The sequence below is a fragment of the Sphingopyxis sp. SE2 genome (assembly GCF_032227185.1).
Taxonomy (GTDB): domain Bacteria; phylum Pseudomonadota; class Alphaproteobacteria; order Sphingomonadales; family Sphingomonadaceae; genus Sphingopyxis.
This window is the reverse complement of record NZ_JAPMXW010000001.1, coordinates 510,523-527,866: the sequence shown is the minus strand read 5'-3', so window position 1 is coordinate 527,866 and position 17,344 is coordinate 510,523. Positions and strand designations below refer to the sequence as shown.

The window sequence follows — 17,344 nt, the reverse complement described above, 5'->3', positions numbered from 1 at the left end:
TGTTCTTGCCAATCCGTCGATTGCGCCAGCGGGGCGCAAAAAGCAAGGTCAGGCGGCGATCGAGCGCGAATCTGGCCGGCGGACCTGCTGGTCGGCGGGTTCGTAAAGGCCGCGCAGGCGCGGGCTCGCGACGAACTGGTCGGTCTGCCCAAGCACCGTTTCGCCGGCGCCGAGAACGAGGAAGCTTTGCGGCGCCGCCATCGCGCGCAGCCGCGCAAAGGCTTTCTGGCGCATCGGTGCCGAAAAATAGAGCAGCAGGTTGCGGCAGAAAATGAGGTCCGCCGGGCTCGCCAGCGGCGGCCGGTCGGTGAGCATATTCTGCACCGAAAAGTCAATCCGGCGCCTGATATCCGCCTTGGCGAGCCAGCCGCCCTCGGTCTGATCGAACCAGCGCACCATTCGCTGGACGGGCAGCCCGCGCTGAATCTCGAACTGAGTGTAGAGGCCGACGCGCGCGCGGCCGATCGCATGATGGCTGACGTCGGTGCCGACGATATCGACCTGCCACCCCGCCCATTTCGCGCCCTGTTCGGCGATCAGCATCGCCATCGAATAGGCTTCCTGTCCCGTCGATACGCCGCAATGCCAGATCGTCAGCCGGCGGCGCAGCTTGTTGATCTCGCGAATTTGCTCGAGTGCTGTCGCAGCTATCTCGTCAAAAACGCTGTATTCGCGATAGAAATAGGTCTCGTTGTTGAGCATGGCGTCGACCGTATCGTCGAGCAGTGCCCGGCTGGTCGAGGTGACGAGCGCGGCGACCAGCGCGTCGAGATCGGCGATGCCGTGACGCTGCATCACCGGTTTGAGCGACATTTCGATCCGCCAGATGCGGCTGGGCGAAAGCGTCTGCCCGGTGCGCGATTCGAGCACGCCCATCAGGACGCGATAGGCCGATTCGCTGGCGCTGCCCCCCATCATGACTTGCGCCTTCCGGGCAGGAAGCTGCCGAGCATCAGCGCGATCGCGTCAGGATTGAGCGTCGCCGCGGCGATGCCCGACTTCGCCACCGCGCCCGGCATGCCCCAGATCACGCAGCTTTCGCGCGCCTGCGCGAAGATCGTTCCGCCCGCATCCTTCAATCGCGCCGCGCCGATCGCGCCGTCACGGCCCATGCCGCTGAGGATCACGGCGATGCCGCCCTTGCCATAGACGCCGGCGACCGAAGCGAGCATCGGGTCGGCGGACGGACAACAACCATTGTCGACGGGGTGATGATCGAGCGCGATTTCGCGGCGCCGGGCGCCCTCGACGACGATCAGATGCGCGTTGCCGGGCGCGAGATAGATAGAGTTTGGTTCGATCGCCATGCCCGCTTCGGCGACGCGCACCCGGCGCGCCGTCATCATCCCGATCTGCTTCGCGTAAAACTCCATGAAGGCGTCGGGCAGATGCTGGGTCAGCAGGATCGGTGCGCTGATCCGCGGATCGAGGTGCGCGAGGAAATTGGTGAAGGCGGGAATGCCGCCGGTCGACGCCGCGACCGCGATGCACTCGATCGGCTGGTCGGTGTCGATCGCGAGCGCGGCCGGCTGCGACGCGCGGCGTTCGGCGGCCGGCACCGGCGCCGGATGGTCCTGCCGGTGGCCGAGCGTCATGATCCGCTCGGTCAGCACATCGGCGAAGCGCCCCGAAAAGCTGCCGCGCCCGGGCTTGGCAAGCGTGTCGCTAGCACCGAGCGCGAGCGCCTCGATCGCGGCGGGGCCGCCCTCGACGCAGTTCGAGGAGAGGATGAGCACGCGGGCCTTTTCGGCGCGTTCCAATATGTGCGGCAGCGCGTCGATGCCGTTCATGCCCGGCATTTCGACGTCGAGCACGACGACATCGACGGGCTCGCGCGAGAGATAGTCGAGCGCGTCCTGCGCCGAGGCGACCGAAGCACAGATTTTGAGCCCCGCGCGCTGATCGACGATCCGTTCGAGGATGCTGCGAACGACGAGGCTGTCGTCGACGAGCATCACGCGCACGGTGCGTGCGGTTGGCTCCGGGTCCGGTATCAGGGGTTGCGGTTGAGCCACGCGCAGGGTTTCCGGATTCAGGCGATGCCGACGAGCTGCAATTTTCCTTCCAGCGTTTCGCGGTCGAACGGCTTCATCACATATTCGTCGGCGCCCGCCTCGATCGCGGCGCGGATGTGGTCGATGCTGTTTTCGGTGGTGCAGAAAACGACGCGCGGCCGCTCGTGATGCCCATAGTCGAGATCGTTGAACGCGCCGAGGAACTCCATGCCGCTCATCACCGGCATATTCCAGTCGAGCAGGATCACGTCGGGCCGATTGGCGCGGCAAAAGGTCAGCGCCTCCTGCCCGTCGGCCGCTTCATCGACGGCAAAGGACATGCTTTCAAGGATATGGCGCGCGACCTTGCGAATGACTTTGCTGTCATCGACCACCAGACAAGATTTCGACATTCAATTAACTCCGACCCCCGGGAATTTGGGATGTTTACCGCCAAGGCGTGTGCAGCCCGTTAATAAACGGCCAGATTCATGCGGCAATTAAGGTAGGCAGCGAGATAAAGTTGGACGGGTCGACGACGAGCAGCGAAGCGCCCTGATATTCGATCACCGCGTCGGCGACGCGCGCCCACCCGGGAAGCAGCTTGCCGGTGATGCGCGTCTCGGGCGCCTCGATAAAACAGACATCCTCGATTTCGTCGGCGAGCAACGCATAGCCATGCTCGGCGACCTCGACGACGATCACCCGCTGTCCCGGCGCCACGGGCACCGCGGAAAGGCCGATGACGACATGCGGATCGACGAGGGTGAAGACACGGCTGCGCAACGCGAAAAGCCCCGCGACATGCGGCGGCGCACCGGGCACCTCGACCGGAGTGCCGACGGTGACAACCGAATGGATCGCGCGGCTGCGCAGCGCGACGCGCGTGTCGGCGATGCGCGCGACGAGATAGAGTTTTTCCATCATTTGCCCGCTCCCCCGACGCTGCGGCGCATCGCATCGAGCAGCGCCTGGCGGTCGTAGCGATAGACGGTTTCGTCCTCCGGTCCCGCCGCCGCGATCGACGTGCGCAGCCGGATCACCGGCACACCCCCGGCGAGCTGCAAGCAGAGCGCGTCGTCGCCGATGAGGCAGAGCAGCACGTCAGGCGCCTCATCGGACGGGTCGCCGTCCGCGATCACCCGGTAACCGGCGCTGCGCAGGATCGGGGCGAGGAAATTGTCGCCCCAGCCGTCGCGATCGTCGGCAAGCCGGCACAGTGGCTGGCGCGGAGTCAGAGCAGTCGCCGCGCCCGCGGCATATTGCTCCATCAGCCAGAAGGGATCGATGAGCTCGACCGGCTCGCCGCCGACGAGCACAACACCGGCGACCAGCCCCGGCGCCGCCGACGGCTGCACCGCGTCGGGCAGGCGGACGATGTCGATCACCTCCGCAATCGGGTAACAGAGCACCGCCTGACCGTCGTAGAGGCGAAGGAGTTTCAGCGTTCCTTGACCCCCAGGCAGCGCCGCAGCATGCACCGGGAAGATTTCGTCGCCGATCTGGGCCTGTATCCGCCCCGCGCTTTCGAACAAGGCCGACACCGGCACTTCCTCGACCCGCTCGATCACCGACAGACGAATGCCGCGAATGCGGGCGTTCGTGTCGCGGAAGAGCAAAAGCTGCGCGGCATTGCGCGCAGCCACCGCCTCGGCTTCGGCTTCGGCGGTCCGGTCGCGGCTGCGGCCCGCCTCGCTCGCATCGATGGCGGCGGCGGCGAGCAGACCCTGAACGTCGAGCAGCAGCACCGGGCGGCCGTTGTCGGGGAGCGTGGTTCCGGCATAAAGCCCGGTCGCCATGATCATCGGCGCGGCGGGCTTGATCACCAGTTCCTCATGATCGTGGATCGCGGCGACGCTCAGCGCATAGCTTTGCCCCTGCCCCGGCCGGACGATGACCAGCGCACGATCGTCGACGTCGTCGCCATCGTGGCGCTCGCGGCCGAGTATGGTTTCGAGGCGGAGCAGCGGATATTGCTCTTCGCGCACCGTCGCCAATTCGCCGCCGCCGACCCGGTCGATACGCACCGTATCGCCGCTTTCGAGCAGGATTTCACGCACCGCACCGCGTGGAATCGCGAAATATTGCCCCGCTGCACGCACCATCAGGCCCGAGATGATCGTCAGCGTCATCGGCACACGAAGCAGGATCGTCAGTCCGCGGCCCTCGTCGTTGCGCAGTTCGACAATGCCGCCGATCTTTTCGACATTCGCCTTGACGATATCCATCCCGACGCCGCGGCCGGAGATGGCGGTGACCTTCGCAGCGGTCGAGAATCCCGGCCGGAAGATCAGCTCGAGCTTTTCCTTCGGCCCCAGCGCGCGCGCTTCGGTCGCGGTCACAAGGCGCGCCGCGATCGCCTTTGCGACGAGCGCATCGGGAGAGAGCCCGCGGCCGTCGTCGCGGATTTCGATTTCGATCTGATTGCCCGACTGGCGCGCCGACACCGAAATGGTCGCCGTAATCTCCTTGCCCGCCGCGACGCGATCCTCGAGCGGCTCGACGCCGTGATCGATCGCGTTGCGGACGATATGGATCAACGGATCGCGGATATTCTCCATCATTTCGCGGTCGAGTTCGACTTCGCCGCCGCTCGTCTGGAAAGCGATTTTCTTGCCCAACTCCTGCGCCAGATCGCGGACGATGCGCGGCAGCGGCGCGAACAGCTTGTCGATCCGCTGCATCCGCATTTGGCTGACCGACTGCCGCATTCCCGCGATCGAATCGGACAGACGGTCGAACGAGGCGATCAGCGACAGGTCCGCCCCCGATTCGCGCAGCATCCGGGCGAATTCGTTGCGCGCGAGCACGATGTCGGTGACGCCCGTCATCACGCTGTCGAGCAGCGGCAGCGGGACGCGGATCGATCGCCAGCCTTGCAAATCGGCGCCAAGATCGTCCTCCCGGCGCAGCGGAACGCCCGCGATTTCGTGCGGGGCATCTTCGTCCGCCCCGCGTTCGGCGAGCGCGCCGATGACGTCGCGGTCGTCGCCCGCCGGTTCGGTTCCATCCTGCCCGAGCGCAGCGCATAGTTCGTTCAACCGGTCGAGGATACCGAGCACGCCCGTGACGAGCGCGGCGTTCGCGGCGCGGTTGCCGCGGCGCACCTGATCGAGCGCATCTTCGGCAGCGTGCGACAGCGCCGTGACCCGCGGCAAGGCGAGGAAACCCGAGCTGCCTTTGATCGTGTGCACGAAGCGAAAAATGGCGTCGAGTTGCGCGCGGTCGGTGGGATCCGCCTCCCACGCGACGATCGCCCCGCCCGCTTCGGCGAGGATTTCCGCCGTTTCGGCCAAAAAGTCGTTCAGCAGATCGTCCATCGCCGTACCGGTGCGCCCCAAAAACTGAGGCTTCACCATGGCCGACAATGGTTAAGGTTGGCTTTACTTGGCCTGCCCGGCGGCGGGAAAGCGAGGGGGCAAACCATTGTTTCGCGACCGCTCGGCGCGATCGGCGGGCAATGCGGGGGAACCCTGCCCGCGGTTGCGCGTATTCGGGCACGAGCTGACCGGGAGGAATTTCATGCGATTGAAGATATTTGCGCTGACAGGTGCGGCGGCGCTGGTGCTGACTGCGTGCACGACGAAGGAAGAGCAGGCGCAAGACGGCACGACGAACACCTCCACCGGCGGTGTCGTGCGCGAGGAGGCCAAAGCCGAAACGGAAACCCCGCCGGTCACGCCGATGCCCGCGGCGACGGTCATCCAGTCGCAGCCCGGCCCCGACGGTTCGCAGGTCGACCTGCTTTCGGTCAAGGTCACGGGCGATATCCTGACGGTCACCCTGCGTTGCTCGAGCCCCGAGCGATATAATCGCGAAACGATCCGCGTCGCCCAGGTCAGCGTGATCGACGATGCCACGTCGCAGCGCATTGGCGTGCTGAAGGACAATGAAGGCAATGCGATGGTGTCGAACCTCAGCCGCAGCAGCAGCCCTGATAACGACAATATGATGGTCGATTGCACCTCCAAGCCCGGCGTGATGTGGGCCAAATTTCCGGCGCCGCCGGCCACCAGCCCCACGGTTTCGATCAATCTTCCCGGGGTCGCGCCCTTCGACGGCATACCTGTCCAGCGATGAAGCGGGCGCTTCTGTCCATCGCCGCCGCCGCTTCGATCGGCGGCTGTTCGGCGAACGCCCCGGCCGATGCCGCCAACGAGGACGAAAGCCCGACCGCGACGCCGGCTGCCGCCGACCCGGCCCCACCGCCGGCTGGCCCGAGCCTGAGCGCAAAAGTCAGCCCGCTAACGGGCGCGGTGAGCGGTCTTCGGACGCGGGTTACCCAGATGGGCACGATCATCGACCTGCCCGCCGACGCGTTGTTCGAATATGACAAGGCCGTGCTGACCCCTGCTGCCGAGGTGGAACTGCGCAAGGCGACCGAGATGATCCGCCGCAGCCCGTCCGGGGCGATCCGGGTGATCGGACATACTGACAGCAAGGGCGATGAAGCCTACAACCAGAGGCTTTCCGAATCGCGCGCGAACAGCGTCGCGGATTGGCTTCGCGAGCAGGTCGGCGTTCGCCAGCGCGAGTTTCTGGTGTCGGGCCGGGGCGAAACCGCGCCGATCGCGCCCAACGAAAATGCCGCGGGCGGCGATGATTCCGCCGGGCGCGCAAAGAACCGGCGGGTCGAGCTGGTTGTGCCGACAACAGGCAGCCGATCGTCAGCCCCCGCCGGGTGACGCCGTCGCGGGAGAAGGCCGTCAGCGCCCTCTAAGTACCGCGCCGACGAGCAGCGAGGTCGGCGTCTCGCGCGCCAGCATCACAGTGCCGTCGCTCTGCCGCGCGACCGCCTGCACCAGTACCGCGGGCGCGGTGCGCGAGGTCATGGCGGTTGCGCCTTCGCCTTCGGCGAGGATGCGTTCGACATCGGCATCGAGGAAAATCCGCTCGGCCTCTACGTGCAGCGCGATTTCGATGCCTTCCGCCTGCTTTTCGCAGCCGATATCGAGCCGGCCGCCGCGCACCAGCGCATCGACGAGCAGCAGCGCGAGGTTGAGGATGATCTTGACCGCCGGCTTGGGCAGCGGATCGCTGCCGATCATCCAGTTAAGCTCGATCGCGCGGTCGCCAATGATGCCCTGGATTGCCGATTTGGCTTCATCGGCCGGCACGAGTTCGCCGAAGCCGCCCGCCGAACCGAAGGCAAGGCGAAAGAATTTGAGCTTGTTCGCCGAGGTGCGCGCGCTCTGCTCGAGCAATTCGATGCAGCGCGCCCGCATGTCGGGGTCTTTTTCGTCGGCGAGCAGTTCGAGGCCGTTGGCGAAGGCGCCGACCGGGCTCAAGAGGTCGTGACACAGGCGCGAAGCCAGCATCGAGGCGAAATCGACGCGATCGTCGGACATGGATGAACAGGCTCCCCAGCGCAGTGGCCGGATATTTCCGGCGTGGATCGCTCCTAGGGCAGGGATAGGCGCGAGGGCAAGCTGGTTCCTGGTCCATTCACCTCACTCACCGTCATCGGGCGCGCGCCTCCGCCCCTTGAAAATCGGTGCCCCGGACCCATATCCCCAGCGATGTTGGGGGACGACGAGATACTTACCGTGACGCTTCAGGATCGCGCGGCCGGGTTGCGGCTCGACCGGGCGCTCGCCGAAGCGCTCCCATCCCTTTCGCGCGAGCGGTTGAAGACGCTGATCAAGGGCGGCCGCGTTGCCGATGCGAGCGGCACGATCTTGTGGGACCCGTCGGCCAAAGCCGCTGCGCCCGCGACGATCGAGGTTCGCCTGCCCGCCGCGAAGCCCGCGCATAACGTCGCGCAGGACATGGACCTTGTCATCGCGTTCGAGGACGAGCATCTGATCGTCATCGACAAGCCCGCCGGGATGGTCGTCCATCCCGCCGCGGGCAATCTCGACGGCACGATGGTCAATGCGCTGCTCCATCATTGCGCGGGGCAATTGTCGGGAATCGGCGGTGTCGCGCGCCCGGGGATCGTCCACCGGATCGACAAGGACACGAGCGGGCTGATCGTCGCCGCCAAGCACGACAAGGCGCACGAAGGGCTCGCGAAGCAATTCGCCGCGCACAGCATCGACCGCCGCTACCTCGCGATCGCGACCGGGCGCCCGATGCCCGCGAACGGCACCGTCGATGCCGCGCTCGGCCGGTCTGCTACCCACCGCAAGAAAATGGCGGTGGTCGCCGAAGGACGCGGCAAGCGTGCGGTCACCCATTACCGGACGGTCGAGCCGCTGAAGAACGCGACGCTCGTCGAATGCCGGCTCGAAACAGGGCGCACCCACCAGGTGCGCGTCCATATGGCGCATATCGGCCATCCGCTCGTCGGCGATCCGGTCTATGGCCGGGCCAAAAAGCCGCTGTCGGAGGTGCTGAAAGCGCGGCATTTCGCGCGGCAGGCATTGCACGCGGCCCATTTGGGCTTTATTCATCCGGTGACCGGTAACAGGATCGCGCTCGACAGCGAACTCCCAGCGGACATGCGGGAACTGATCGATGAATTGCGCGTTTAGGTTTCGAATGAAAATCTATTTTGACCGTGGATGTCAACCGCGGCATATCTCTCCTCTGGAATTTTAGGGAAGACGCTATGGCTAACAAAAGCAACGTTCCGGCAGTGGTGCCCGCGCTCGGCGGTGAGGCGAGCCTGAACCGCTATCTGGCCGAAATCCGCAAATTTCCGCTTCTGACGCCCGAGCAGGAATATATGCTCGCCAAGCGTTTTCAGGAGCATGAAGACAGCGAGGCGGCGGCGCAACTCGTCACCTCGCACCTCCGCCTCGTCGCGAAGATCGCGATGGGTTATCGCGGCTATGGCCTGCCGGTCAGCGAGTTGATCAGCGAAGGCAATATCGGATTGATGCAGGGCGTGAAGAAGTTCGACCCCGAACGCGGCTTCCGCCTCGCGACCTATGCGATGTGGTGGATCCGCGCCTCGATCCAGGAATTCATCCTCCGCTCGTGGAGCCTCGTCAAGATGGGCACCACCGCGGCGCAGAAGAAGCTGTTCTTCAACCTCCGCCGGATGAAGAACAATCTCGAAGCCTTCGAGGACGGCGACCTGTCGCCCGAGCATGTCGCCAAGATCGCGACCGACCTTGGCGTGACCGAGGACGAGGTCGTCAGCATGAACCGCCGCATGGCGATGGGCGGCGACACCTCGCTCAACGTGCCCATGGGCGAGGATGGCGACAGCCAGTGGCAGGATCTGCTCGGCGACGAAGGCCCGCTGCAGGACGAACGCGTCGCCGAAGCGCAGGAACGCGACGTGCGGCATGCGCTGCTCAACGAGGCGCTCGAGACGCTCAACGAACGCGAGCGCCACATTCTGACCGAGCGCCGCCTGACCGACGACCCCAAGACGCTCGAGGATTTGAGCCAAGTCTATGACGTCAGCCGCGAGCGCGTCCGCCAGATCGAGGTGCGTGCGTTCGAAAAGCTCCAAAAGGCGATGCTCAAGCTCGCGGGCGACCGGCGCCTCGTCGGGGCCTGACTGCTCAGAAACGCCGGGCGTAGCCCGCGTAGAGCTGAATGTCGGCGCTGTTACGATTGAGCCCGGCATTGACGCCCATGTCCCATTGGCTGTCGGCGCCGGACTCCCATCCCAGCGACAGACCGGCCAGAGCCTCGGTCGCATGCCCGCCGGGATCGCGGTCGCGGGTCAGCGACAGTTCGGCCGTCGCCGACACCTCGTCCGACAGGGCGAACCCCAGGCCGGCGACCGATCCATAGGCGAGGTGGCGCCCGTCGCCATCGGCATCGACCGCCGCATCGACATGCGGCGAGAGCCCGAGCGAAATCGCGCCGAGTTCGAAACTGACCGGCACGATCAGCCCCGCGCCCCAGTCGCCCGCCCCGACTCCCTCCCCGCCCACCGCCAGCGTGGCGTAAGGCATCAGCGCGGCCGAGAAGCCCGAGCTGTCGGGATTGATGAGATTCTGGCGCAGCGCGAGCGTGACGTCGCCGGTTCGCGTCCATCGCGCAACATCGCCGGTCGGCCGGTCGCGCTCGCGCACATGGCCGAGCATCGTCCAGCCTATCTGGGCTTCGAGCGACGGCGTAAGTCCCGTGCGGAGCAGCGCGCCGCCGAAGGCGAAGCTGTCGGTGCGGCTGTCGGCATCGCGGTCGAGCGTCCAGTCGGCGATCCCGGTCTCAAGCATCGTTGCGCCCGAATCGAGTGTGCAGGCGGGCGTCCCCAGCCCCGGCCGGTCGGGGCAAAGATCGCGGCGCCCATCTTGCCCGAGCGCCGGCACGGTGAAAGTGAGCGCAGCGACGAGCAGGACGGATCGAAGTGGCATCGGAGCCTCTCTTTCGTCGCTTTTCTTTCCGAAACCCGATCGACCTATCAAGCCCGCTTGCCTCGAAACGGCAAGCGGTTAATTTGCCGCCATGGCAACCTCCTCCCGCGCGAAGAAGCGCAAGCTCCCCTGGTATCTCCGTCCGTTCAAATGGCTGCTCTGGTTCGTCGTCATCTCGGTCGTGTGGGTGCTCGTCTACGTCGTCGTGCCGCCGCCTGTGACGCTGACAATGCTGCTCGACAGCAACGGCATCACCAAGGATTGGGAAAGCCTGTCGAACATCGACCGCAACATGGTGCGCGCGGTGATCGCGGCCGAGGACGGCAAATTCTGCAGCCATAAGGGCTTCGACCGCGACGCGATCGAAGAGGCGATCGAGCGCAACGCCAAGGGCAAGAAGCTGCGCGGCGGATCGACGGTCAGCCAGCAGACCGCGAAGAATGTCTTCCTGTGGCAGGGCAGCGGGTGGACGCGCTATGTCCGCAAGGTACCCGAAGTGTGGTTCACCTTCCTGATCGAGACGATCTGGGGCAAAAGGCGGATCATGGAGGTTTACCTCAACGTCGCCGAGACGGGCATCGGCACCTATGGCGTCGAGGCGGGCGCGCAGCGCTATTTCAAGCATGGCGCGGCCAGGCTGACTCCGCGCGAGGCGGCGCGGATCGCGGCGATCCTGCCGCTGCCCAAGAAGCGCGAGGCGATCAGCCCGTCGGGCTTCACGCGGCGTTACGGCAACACGATCACCGCGCGTATCGGCGTGGTGCGGCGCGACGGGCTGGATGCGTGCGTTTATAAATAGCGGTTTCGCCGGGGTGGTTTCCAGTCATTCGTCATCCCGGACTTGATCGGGATCCACCGCGGCGCCGGAGTCATGGACCCCGGATCAAGTCCGGGGTGACGATTATGGGTGGGTCAGCAACCGGCCGCCAACAGCCACGCCTCAACCGGATCGCCGCTAGGCCGGCTTCCAGCTCTTGCGCTCTTCGGCCTGTTTGAGCACTTCGAACGCCGCCTGCCCCGCCGCGAAGCGCTTTGCGGCCTCGGCGTCGCCGGGCTTGACGTCGGGGTGGCATTCCTTGGCAAGATTGCGCCACGCCTTTTTCGTTGCCTCGAAATCGGCATCGGGCTCGAGGTCGAGGATTTCGAGCGCGCGCATTTCGTCGGCGCTGCGGCTGCCGTCGCCCGATCCGCCCCACGCATAATGCTGCGCACGGGCATAGCTGCGTGCACCCTGCGCCTCCTCGGCGGCGCGCGCCGCGGCGTCCTCGGCCGAAAGGCCGGCGAAATAGTCCCAGCCGCGATTATATTCGGCAGCGTGCGCTTCGCAGAAATACCAGCGTTCGGGGCTGTTCGGCGATTTGGGCGCGGGGCAATTGCCGGGGTTGGTGCAGCCATGCCGGTCGCACAGGCGCACCTTCTGCGTCTCGCGCGACGAGCCATAGGCGCGCCAGCGGGGAAAACCCCAGTCGTCGGATCTCTTGGCGCGGCTCATTCCATCCCATGTAGCGGCGGAGGGCCGGAATTGCTAGCCGAGCGGGCCGAAAAACCTAGTCTTTGGGCTTGTACCCAAACGCTTTCGCCGCGAGTTTGACGACCGCCGGATCGCGGTCGGGCGGCGTCATCGGCACCGCCGCCTCGAGCGTTTCGACAATGTGGGTCAGCGCCGCGATACGCGCGGCCTTCTTGTTGTTGCCGTCGATCACCTTCCACGGCGCCCAGCGCGTGCTTGTCTGCGCAAACATTTCTTCGATCGCGGCGAGATAGTCCTTGCGTTTCGACCGGTTGCGATAATCTTCGGTTCCGGTCTTCCAGCGCTTCCACGGGTCGTCGAGGCGCGCGGCGAAACGCTCGTCCTGCTCCTCCTGCGTGATATGGACGAACAGCTTGACGAGATTGGTCGCGCTGCCGGTCAGTTGCGCTTCGAACTCGTTGATCTCGTCATAGCCCTTGCGCCATTCGGCCTCGCTCGCGAAGCCTTCGACACGCTCGACGAGGACGCGGCCGTACCAGCTGCGGTCAAAGATCGAAATTTCGCGATTGCCGGGCAGGCGTTTCCAGAAGCGCCAGAGGAAATGGCGCGCCTTTTCCTCGTCGGTCGGTGCGCCGATCGGCCAGACCTCGAAAAAGCGCGGGTCAAGCGACGCGGTCAGCCGCTGGATGATCCCGCCCTTCCCCGCCGCATCCCAGCCTTCGAACATGATAATGCTGCGCTGGCCATGGATGATATGCGCGGCCTGGAGCCGTTCGAGCCGATCCTCGAGCTCCCCGAGATCGTCGGAATAGTCGCCGTCATATTTGGCGGCGGTTTCATAATCGGAAAGGGCAATGCTCATCCGCCCACCCTAGCGCGCGTCGCCCTTCGCACCAAGCAGGCGATGCGCCATGTCATTTTCTGGCACAGCACGGACCGATTTAACTGCGCGCGTCCTTATCAGAGAAAATTGGCGAGCAGTGCGGCGACGCGCGCCGGATTCTCCATCGGAATAAAATGGCTATGCTCGGCCCATAGCTCGTCACGCTCGGCGCCGATCGCCGAACCGAGGCCGGTCCAGGTCGGGCTCAATGAAAAGTCGAGTTCACCGCCGCGTTCGCCGGTTGGGGCGCGGATTAACGTCGAGGGCACCGACAGATAGTGCAACCATTCGTGCGGACTGGTGCGCAGCGCGTTCTGATAGACCGATGCCTCCAGAGCCGGTGGGCAGGCCAGCTCGAACCCTTCCCCATTGGCTGCGGGAAGCAGACCATGGGTGCAATAATCGGCGAGCACGTGCGGGTCCCAGCTCGCATAGGGCGGGCGGTCGGCGAAGCGTGCACGCATCTGTTCGGCGGCGGCCCAAACGTTGCGGCGCCGCGCGACGGGATGGCCGGCGGGATCGGGAATCGGCTTGGCACTCTCGCCCTCGTAAAAGGCGGGGTGCATGATCACCGGGTCGATCAGGACGAGGTGGGCGAAGGCGGCGGGCCGCTGCGACGCGAGGCGGGTCAGCACATAGGCGCCCATGCTGTGGCCGCAGCCGACGAGCGGATGGCCGCCGAGGCCGTCGAGCAAGGGCAGCAGCGCATCCGCGGTCGCCGACCAGCTGGCGAGGGTCGCGGGGCGATAGCTACGTCCATGACCGCGATGGTCGGGCGCGATGACGTGCGTGCCCGAAGGCAAGGCCGCAACCACCTGATCCCACAGGCGCGCGTGAAAGCCCGTGGCGTGGAGGAGGAGCAGCGAGGGCCGGTCCGAACGGTCGCCCCACTCGAACCAGCAAATCTCGCCGTCCGGTGTTTCCAGCCGGTGCTCCCGGGGTTCGCTCATCCCTTAGTTCTTCGGCCCGTCGACGAGGCGGATGCTGAGTTCCTTGAGCTGCTTGTCGCTGACCGGCGCGGGGGCGCCCATCATCAGATCCTCGGCCTTCTGGTTCATCGGGAAGACGACCACCTCGCGGATGTTGGGCTCGTCGGCGAGCAGCATCACGATGCGGTCGACGCCCGGCGCCGAACCGCCGTGCGGCGGCGCGCCGAACTTGAAGGCGTTGATCATGCCGCTGAAATTCGCATCGACATCGGCCTGCGAATAGCCGGCGATCTCGAACGCCTTGTACATGATGTCCGGACGGTGGTTACGGATCGCGCCCGACGACAGCTCGACGCCGTTGCAGACGATGTCATATTGCCAGGCGAGGATGTCGAGCGGATCCTTCGTCTCGAGCGCTTCGAGTTCGCCCTGCGGCATCGAGAAGGGGTTGTGGCTGAAATCGATCTTGCCCGTGTCCTCGTCGGCCTCGAACATCGGAAAGTCGACGATCCAGCACATTTCGAACTTGTTCGCGTCGATCAGGTCGAGCTGCTCGGCGACGCGCGTGCGCGCCAGCCCTGCGAGCTTCGCCGCAGTCGCTTCCTTGCCAGCGGCGAAGAAGAGGCCGTCGTCGGGGCCGATGCCGAGTTCGGCGGCGAGCGCGTCCATCTTTTCCGGCCCATGGTTCTTGGCGATCGGACCGCCCCATTCGCCGCCCTTGCGCGTCGCATAGCCGAGCCCCGCGAAGCCCTCGCCCTGCGCCCAGCTGTTCATGTCGTCGAAGAATTTGCGGCTCTTCTCGGCGGTTCCCGGCGCCGGGACCGCGCGCACGACGTCGCCCGCGGCGACGATATCGGCGAAGCGGCCGAAGCCCGATCCGGCGAAGTGCGACGAGACGTCGGTGATGATCAGCGGGTTGCGAAGGTCGGGCTTGTCATTGCCATATTTCAGCATCGATTCGCGGTACGGGATGCGCGGGAAGGAACCCGCCGGAGTCACCGACTTGCCGTTCGCGAATTCCTCGAACACGCCGGCGAGCACGGGCTCGATCGCGTTGAAGACGTCGTCCTGCGTGACGAAGCTCATTTCGAAGTCGAGCTGGTAGAATTCGCCGGGCGAGCGGTCGGCGCGCGCATCTTCGTCGCGGAAGCAGGGCGCGATCTGGAAATAGCGGTCGAAGCCCGCGACCATCAGCAGCTGTTTGAACATCTGCGGCGCCTGCGGCAGCGCGTAGAATTTGCCGGGGTGGACGCGGCTCGGCACCAGATAGTCGCGCGCGCCTTCGGGCGACGAAGCGGTGAGGATCGGCGTCTGATATTCGGTGAAGCCTTGTTCGACCATGCGGCGGCGGAGGCTAGCGATGACGTTCGAGCGCAGCAGAATGTTGGCGTGGAGGCGGTCGCGACGGAGATCGAGGAAACGATATTTGAGGCGGATGTCCTCGGGATATTCCTGCTCGCCCGCTACCGGCATCGGCAGTTCGATCGCCGCCGACTGGACCGCCACGTCGCGCGCGCGGACTTCGATCGCGCCGGTGGGCAGATTGGCGTTGGTCGTTTCGGCCGAGCGCGCGACAACGTCGCCGGTGATCGTCACGACGCTTTCGACGCGAAGGCCGTCGAGCGTGGCGAAGGCCGCATCGCTGCTATCGGCGACGATCTGCGTCAGACCATAATGGTCGCGCAGGTCGACGAAGAGCAGCCCGCCATGATCGCGCTTGCGATGCACCCAGCCCGACAGGCGGACATTCTGGCCGACGTCCTCGGCGCGGAGCTGGCCACAATTATGGGTGCGATAGGCGTGCATTTTATCGTCTTTCGATGAATGGAGGAAATCAACTTTAACGTGATTTATGGCCGCGCCTAAGGCAGGTCGGCGCGCCATTTGTCAAGGGTCGAGGCGGTTTCGGCAGGTCAAGCCGAGACCATCGAGCACCTCGCTGCCGAACAGCGCCCGGTGCGCGGGATCGGGCATCAAGCGGCCCTGCGCCGCGCGCCAGCGGCGAAAATCCTCGCCATAATCGGCGGCGACGCGCGCCGCGTCGAGGCGGCAGCTTTTCGCCCAGTGCCGGGTGAAGGCGATCCCCTCGGCATCGAGGCAGTCGACGACGCGGGCATAGGCATCGGCGGTGCGCTGGCTGCGCGGTCCATCGAAATCGATCACCGCATTGTGCGTAAAACGCGCCGGCGCAAGCAATCCCTGCGCACGCTCCATGAAGCGCACGGTGACGACCGTAGAACCTCCGTGGCGTGCATAGACGGCGCAGATCCGCTCGAACGCGCGGGCGAGGTCGGCGCGGTCGATGGTGACCGAGGCGTTGAACAGGTCCGCCATGGGACGGTGCGTGTCGAGCCCCTCGCCCCAGCTCCCATAGACCGGAGGATCGTCGAGGTCGGGGCCGGCGGCATAGCCCATCTTCATCGCGAATTGGAGGAGCGCACCGCGCGCCCATGGATAGTCGTCGAGCAGCCGTCCCAGCAGGCTGAGTGCGTCATAGCCCGCGCCGAGCTGACCGGGCGTCGCGCGCGGATAGTCGTCGCGCCACGGTTCGCGATAGAGGAAGCGCAGCATCGCGGGCCGCTTGAACGGCTTGTAGGGATTGACGATTATCTGGACGAAATCGGGGTCCTGATCGAGCGCATAGGTCGCCGAGAAGCGCCGGAAATCGCCCGCGGCGAGCCAGTCGAGCGCGCCGGGGGCGACCTTGCGCAGATTCTGGATCGGGCGGACGAGGAATCGGGGCACGCTGTCGACGACGAGCGCGGTGATGACGCCGAGCGCACCGACCGGAAGCTGGGCCGCGGCGAAGACATTGTCGTCGCGCAGCGGCGTCGATCCGGTCGCGGCGATGAACGCGTCGCTCATCACGCCTCTCTCCGGCTCCACCCAGTGGATGCCGCCGGGCGTGACGACCTGCACCGCGCGTATATGGTCCTGGATACCGCCGCGCGCGATCATCGAGCCGTGGGTGCCGGTTGCCGCGGCCCCCGCGAACGTCTGTCCGTTGCCGGCGCCGCTGGTCCACAGCGAACGGCCCTGTCCCTCGAGCTTGTCCGAAACCTCGTCGACGAGCGCGCCCGCTTCGACGAGCATCAAAGCGCCCGCATCGATGCCCGGGCGGACATCGCTCGCGCCGATCCGAAAACAGCGGTTGAACCGGCGCGTGTGAAGCAGCCAGCTTTGCGACGCGATATTGACGTTCGACGGCGACCAGCCCGCACCGAGCGGGCGGACGCGGCGCTGCGCGGCGGCGGCCTCGGCGAGCCAGTCCCGCACCGCGTTCGCGGCGATCGCGACTTCGTCGCGTCCGCGCTCCGCGTCGCCGCTGCGCAGCGCGAAGCGCGTCGCCGCCTCGCAGGTCCCGGTGCCGTGATAATTGGTCCAGCGGCCTTCGTCGCGGAGTTTGAGGATAGGCATCACGCCACTCCCAGCGGCGGGACGCCAGCGTGCGCGCGCCACGCCACCGTCACCGGGCGCAGGAATCCGGCGGTCGCGATCGCGACGAGCATCTGGCGCCGTGTCGCAAATACACGCACGTCGCATAGTCCATGATCGGATTCGGGTGTGAGGAACGACTGCGCGGCCTGGGCGGCGAAGCCCCAGCCCTTGAGCGTCACGACCATCACCTCCTCGTCGAGCGGCCGCGGATTGGCGATCGAGACGAAAATATCCGCCTGCCCTGCGAGATATTGTCCGAAAAGCAGGATATAACCGAGCGCCGCAAGCGCCCAACCGAGCCACGTCATGCCCCAAATCCCTTCGTTTTTCCTTCGGCCGGCATTCCGGCTCAACGACCCGAAGAGCGC

18 protein-coding genes are annotated in these 17,344 nt (G+C 65.8%); 5 read left to right on the top strand and 13 right to left on the bottom strand.

Going from position 1 to position 17,344, the window contains the following annotated elements:
- Nucleotides 1-48: 48 nt before the first annotated feature.
- From OVY29_RS02280 to OVY29_RS02260, 5 genes are all read right to left on the bottom strand, one after another.
- Nucleotides 49-918, bottom strand: coding sequence for a CheR family methyltransferase (locus OVY29_RS02280; RefSeq protein ID WP_052182140.1), 870 nt, complete (start codon nucleotides 916-918; stop codon nucleotides 49-51).
- A complete protein-coding gene (locus OVY29_RS02275; RefSeq protein ID WP_313910764.1) occupies nucleotides 915-1,958 on the bottom strand; it encodes a chemotaxis protein CheB in 1,044 nt (347 codons plus the stop codon). Before OVY29_RS02275 ends, OVY29_RS02280 begins: the two co-directional genes overlap by 4 nt.
- 74 nt (nucleotides 1,959-2,032) lie before the next feature.
- On the bottom strand, nucleotides 2,033-2,407 hold the full coding sequence (locus tag OVY29_RS02270) for a response regulator (RefSeq protein ID WP_037554703.1): 375 nt from the start codon (nucleotides 2,405-2,407) through the stop codon (nucleotides 2,033-2,035).
- Nucleotides 2,408-2,483: 76 nt separating this feature from the next.
- Nucleotides 2,484-2,921: a chemotaxis protein CheW gene (locus OVY29_RS02265; RefSeq protein WP_052182138.1), complete on the bottom strand. Its 438-nt coding sequence runs from the start codon at nucleotides 2,919-2,921 to the stop codon at nucleotides 2,484-2,486.
- Nucleotides 2,918-5,353: a chemotaxis protein CheW gene (locus tag OVY29_RS02260; protein ID WP_313910763.1), complete on the bottom strand. Its 2,436-nt coding sequence runs from the start codon at nucleotides 5,351-5,353 to the stop codon at nucleotides 2,918-2,920. Before OVY29_RS02260 ends, OVY29_RS02265 begins: the two co-directional genes overlap by 4 nt.
- Nucleotides 5,354-5,516: 163 nt before the next feature.
- Here OVY29_RS02260 and OVY29_RS02255 point away from each other — a divergent pair, with 163 nt between their 5' ends.
- Together OVY29_RS02255 and OVY29_RS02250 are read left to right on the top strand one after the other, a co-directional pair.
- Nucleotides 5,517-6,074, top strand: coding sequence for a hypothetical protein (locus tag OVY29_RS02255; protein ID WP_313910762.1), 558 nt, complete (start codon nucleotides 5,517-5,519; stop codon nucleotides 6,072-6,074).
- Entirely contained in the window at nucleotides 6,071-6,679 is a 609-nt protein-coding gene (locus OVY29_RS02250) for an OmpA family protein (protein WP_313910761.1), read from the top strand. Before OVY29_RS02255 ends, OVY29_RS02250 begins: the two co-directional genes overlap by 4 nt.
- 21 nt (nucleotides 6,680-6,700) lie before the next feature.
- Here OVY29_RS02250 and OVY29_RS02245 read toward each other — a convergent pair whose 3' ends face one another.
- Nucleotides 6,701-7,342 (bottom strand): histidine phosphotransferase family protein, encoded by a 642-nt coding sequence (locus tag OVY29_RS02245; protein ID WP_037554697.1) that lies wholly within the window; start codon nucleotides 7,340-7,342, stop codon nucleotides 6,701-6,703.
- 171 nt (nucleotides 7,343-7,513) lie between these two features.
- Here OVY29_RS02245 and OVY29_RS02240 point away from each other — a divergent pair, with 171 nt between their 5' ends.
- Together OVY29_RS02240 and rpoH are read left to right on the top strand one after the other, a co-directional pair.
- Nucleotides 7,514-8,470 (top strand): RluA family pseudouridine synthase, encoded by a 957-nt coding sequence (locus OVY29_RS02240; protein ID WP_037554695.1) that lies wholly within the window; start codon nucleotides 7,514-7,516, stop codon nucleotides 8,468-8,470.
- Nucleotides 8,471-8,547: 77 nt separating this feature from the next.
- The gene (gene rpoH, locus OVY29_RS02235) at nucleotides 8,548-9,450 is read left to right on the top strand and encodes an RNA polymerase sigma factor RpoH (protein ID WP_037554693.1); all 903 of its coding nucleotides are present in this window, start codon (nucleotides 8,548-8,550) and stop codon (nucleotides 9,448-9,450) included.
- Between the two features lie 4 nt (nucleotides 9,451-9,454).
- Here rpoH and OVY29_RS02230 read toward each other — a convergent pair whose 3' ends face one another.
- Nucleotides 9,455-10,255 (bottom strand): transporter, encoded by an 801-nt coding sequence (locus OVY29_RS02230; protein WP_052182136.1) that lies wholly within the window; start codon nucleotides 10,253-10,255, stop codon nucleotides 9,455-9,457.
- A gap of 91 nt (nucleotides 10,256-10,346) precedes the next feature.
- Here OVY29_RS02230 and mtgA point away from each other — a divergent pair, with 91 nt between their 5' ends.
- Entirely contained in the window at nucleotides 10,347-11,054 is a 708-nt protein-coding gene (gene mtgA / locus OVY29_RS02225; RefSeq protein ID WP_313910760.1) for a monofunctional biosynthetic peptidoglycan transglycosylase, read from the top strand.
- A 156-nt stretch (nucleotides 11,055-11,210) separates the two neighbouring features.
- Here the strand turns inward: mtgA and OVY29_RS02220 are convergent, their stop codons facing one another.
- The 6 genes from OVY29_RS02220 to OVY29_RS02195 form a co-directional block, all read right to left on the bottom strand.
- A complete protein-coding gene (locus tag OVY29_RS02220; protein ID WP_037554691.1) occupies nucleotides 11,211-11,747 on the bottom strand; it encodes a J domain-containing protein in 537 nt (178 codons plus the stop codon).
- Nucleotides 11,748-11,802: 55 nt separating this feature from the next.
- The gene (locus tag OVY29_RS02215; protein ID WP_313910759.1) at nucleotides 11,803-12,588 is read right to left on the bottom strand and encodes a polyphosphate kinase; all 786 of its coding nucleotides are present in this window, start codon (nucleotides 12,586-12,588) and stop codon (nucleotides 11,803-11,805) included.
- Nucleotides 12,589-12,686: 98 nt separating this feature from the next.
- Nucleotides 12,687-13,559: an alpha/beta hydrolase gene (locus tag OVY29_RS02210; protein ID WP_313910758.1), complete on the bottom strand. Its 873-nt coding sequence runs from the start codon at nucleotides 13,557-13,559 to the stop codon at nucleotides 12,687-12,689.
- 3 nt (nucleotides 13,560-13,562) lie between these two features.
- The gene (gene aspS, locus OVY29_RS02205; RefSeq protein WP_313910757.1) at nucleotides 13,563-15,344 is read right to left on the bottom strand and encodes an aspartate--tRNA ligase; all 1,782 of its coding nucleotides are present in this window, start codon (nucleotides 15,342-15,344) and stop codon (nucleotides 13,563-13,565) included.
- An 81-nt stretch (nucleotides 15,345-15,425) separates the two neighbouring features.
- Nucleotides 15,426-16,955, bottom strand: coding sequence for an FAD-binding protein (locus tag OVY29_RS02200; protein WP_313910756.1), 1,530 nt, complete (start codon nucleotides 16,953-16,955; stop codon nucleotides 15,426-15,428).
- Nucleotides 16,955-17,284 carry a hypothetical protein gene (locus OVY29_RS02195; protein WP_037554685.1) on the bottom strand — a complete coding sequence of 110 codons (330 nt, stop codon included), beginning with the start codon at nucleotides 17,282-17,284 and terminating at the stop codon, nucleotides 16,955-16,957. Before OVY29_RS02195 ends, OVY29_RS02200 begins: the two co-directional genes overlap by 1 nt.
- Nucleotides 17,285-17,344 lie beyond the last annotated feature (60 nt).

Bases quoted from the DNA above. Each gene is read 5' to 3' on its own strand.
- OVY29_RS02280 (WP_052182140.1), bottom strand. From the start codon at position 918: ATGATGGGGGGCAGCGCCAGCGAATCGGCCTATCGCGTCCTGATGGGC.
- OVY29_RS02270 (WP_037554703.1), bottom strand. From the start codon at position 2,407: ATGTCGAAATCTTGTCTGGTGGTCGATGACAGCAAAGTCATTCGCAAG.
- OVY29_RS02265 (WP_052182138.1), bottom strand. From the start codon at position 2,921: ATGATGGAAAAACTCTATCTCGTCGCGCGCATCGCCGACACGCGCGTC.
- OVY29_RS02260 (WP_313910763.1), bottom strand. From the start codon at position 5,353: ATGGTGAAGCCTCAGTTTTTGGGGCGCACCGGTACGGCGATGGACGAT.
- OVY29_RS02255 (WP_313910762.1), top strand. From the start codon at position 5,517: ATGCGATTGAAGATATTTGCGCTGACAGGTGCGGCGGCGCTGGTGCTG.
- OVY29_RS02250 (WP_313910761.1), top strand. From the start codon at position 6,071: ATGAAGCGGGCGCTTCTGTCCATCGCCGCCGCCGCTTCGATCGGCGGC.
- OVY29_RS02245 (WP_037554697.1), bottom strand. From the start codon at position 7,342: ATGTCCGACGATCGCGTCGATTTCGCCTCGATGCTGGCTTCGCGCCTG.
- OVY29_RS02240 (WP_037554695.1), top strand. From the start codon at position 7,514: ATGTTGGGGGACGACGAGATACTTACCGTGACGCTTCAGGATCGCGCG.
- rpoH (WP_037554693.1), top strand. From the start codon at position 8,548: ATGGCTAACAAAAGCAACGTTCCGGCAGTGGTGCCCGCGCTCGGCGGT.
- OVY29_RS02230 (WP_052182136.1), bottom strand. From the start codon at position 10,255: ATGCCACTTCGATCCGTCCTGCTCGTCGCTGCGCTCACTTTCACCGTG.
- mtgA (WP_313910760.1), top strand. From the start codon at position 10,347: ATGGCAACCTCCTCCCGCGCGAAGAAGCGCAAGCTCCCCTGGTATCTC.
- OVY29_RS02220 (WP_037554691.1), bottom strand. From the start codon at position 11,747: ATGAGCCGCGCCAAGAGATCCGACGACTGGGGTTTTCCCCGCTGGCGC.
- OVY29_RS02215 (WP_313910759.1), bottom strand. From the start codon at position 12,588: ATGAGCATTGCCCTTTCCGATTATGAAACCGCCGCCAAATATGACGGC.
- OVY29_RS02210 (WP_313910758.1), bottom strand. From the start codon at position 13,559: ATGAGCGAACCCCGGGAGCACCGGCTGGAAACACCGGACGGCGAGATT.
- aspS (WP_313910757.1), bottom strand. From the start codon at position 15,344: ATGCACGCCTATCGCACCCATAATTGTGGCCAGCTCCGCGCCGAGGAC.
- OVY29_RS02200 (WP_313910756.1), bottom strand. From the start codon at position 16,955: ATGCCTATCCTCAAACTCCGCGACGAAGGCCGCTGGACCAATTATCAC.
- OVY29_RS02195 (WP_037554685.1), bottom strand. From the start codon at position 17,284: ATGACGTGGCTCGGTTGGGCGCTTGCGGCGCTCGGTTATATCCTGCTT.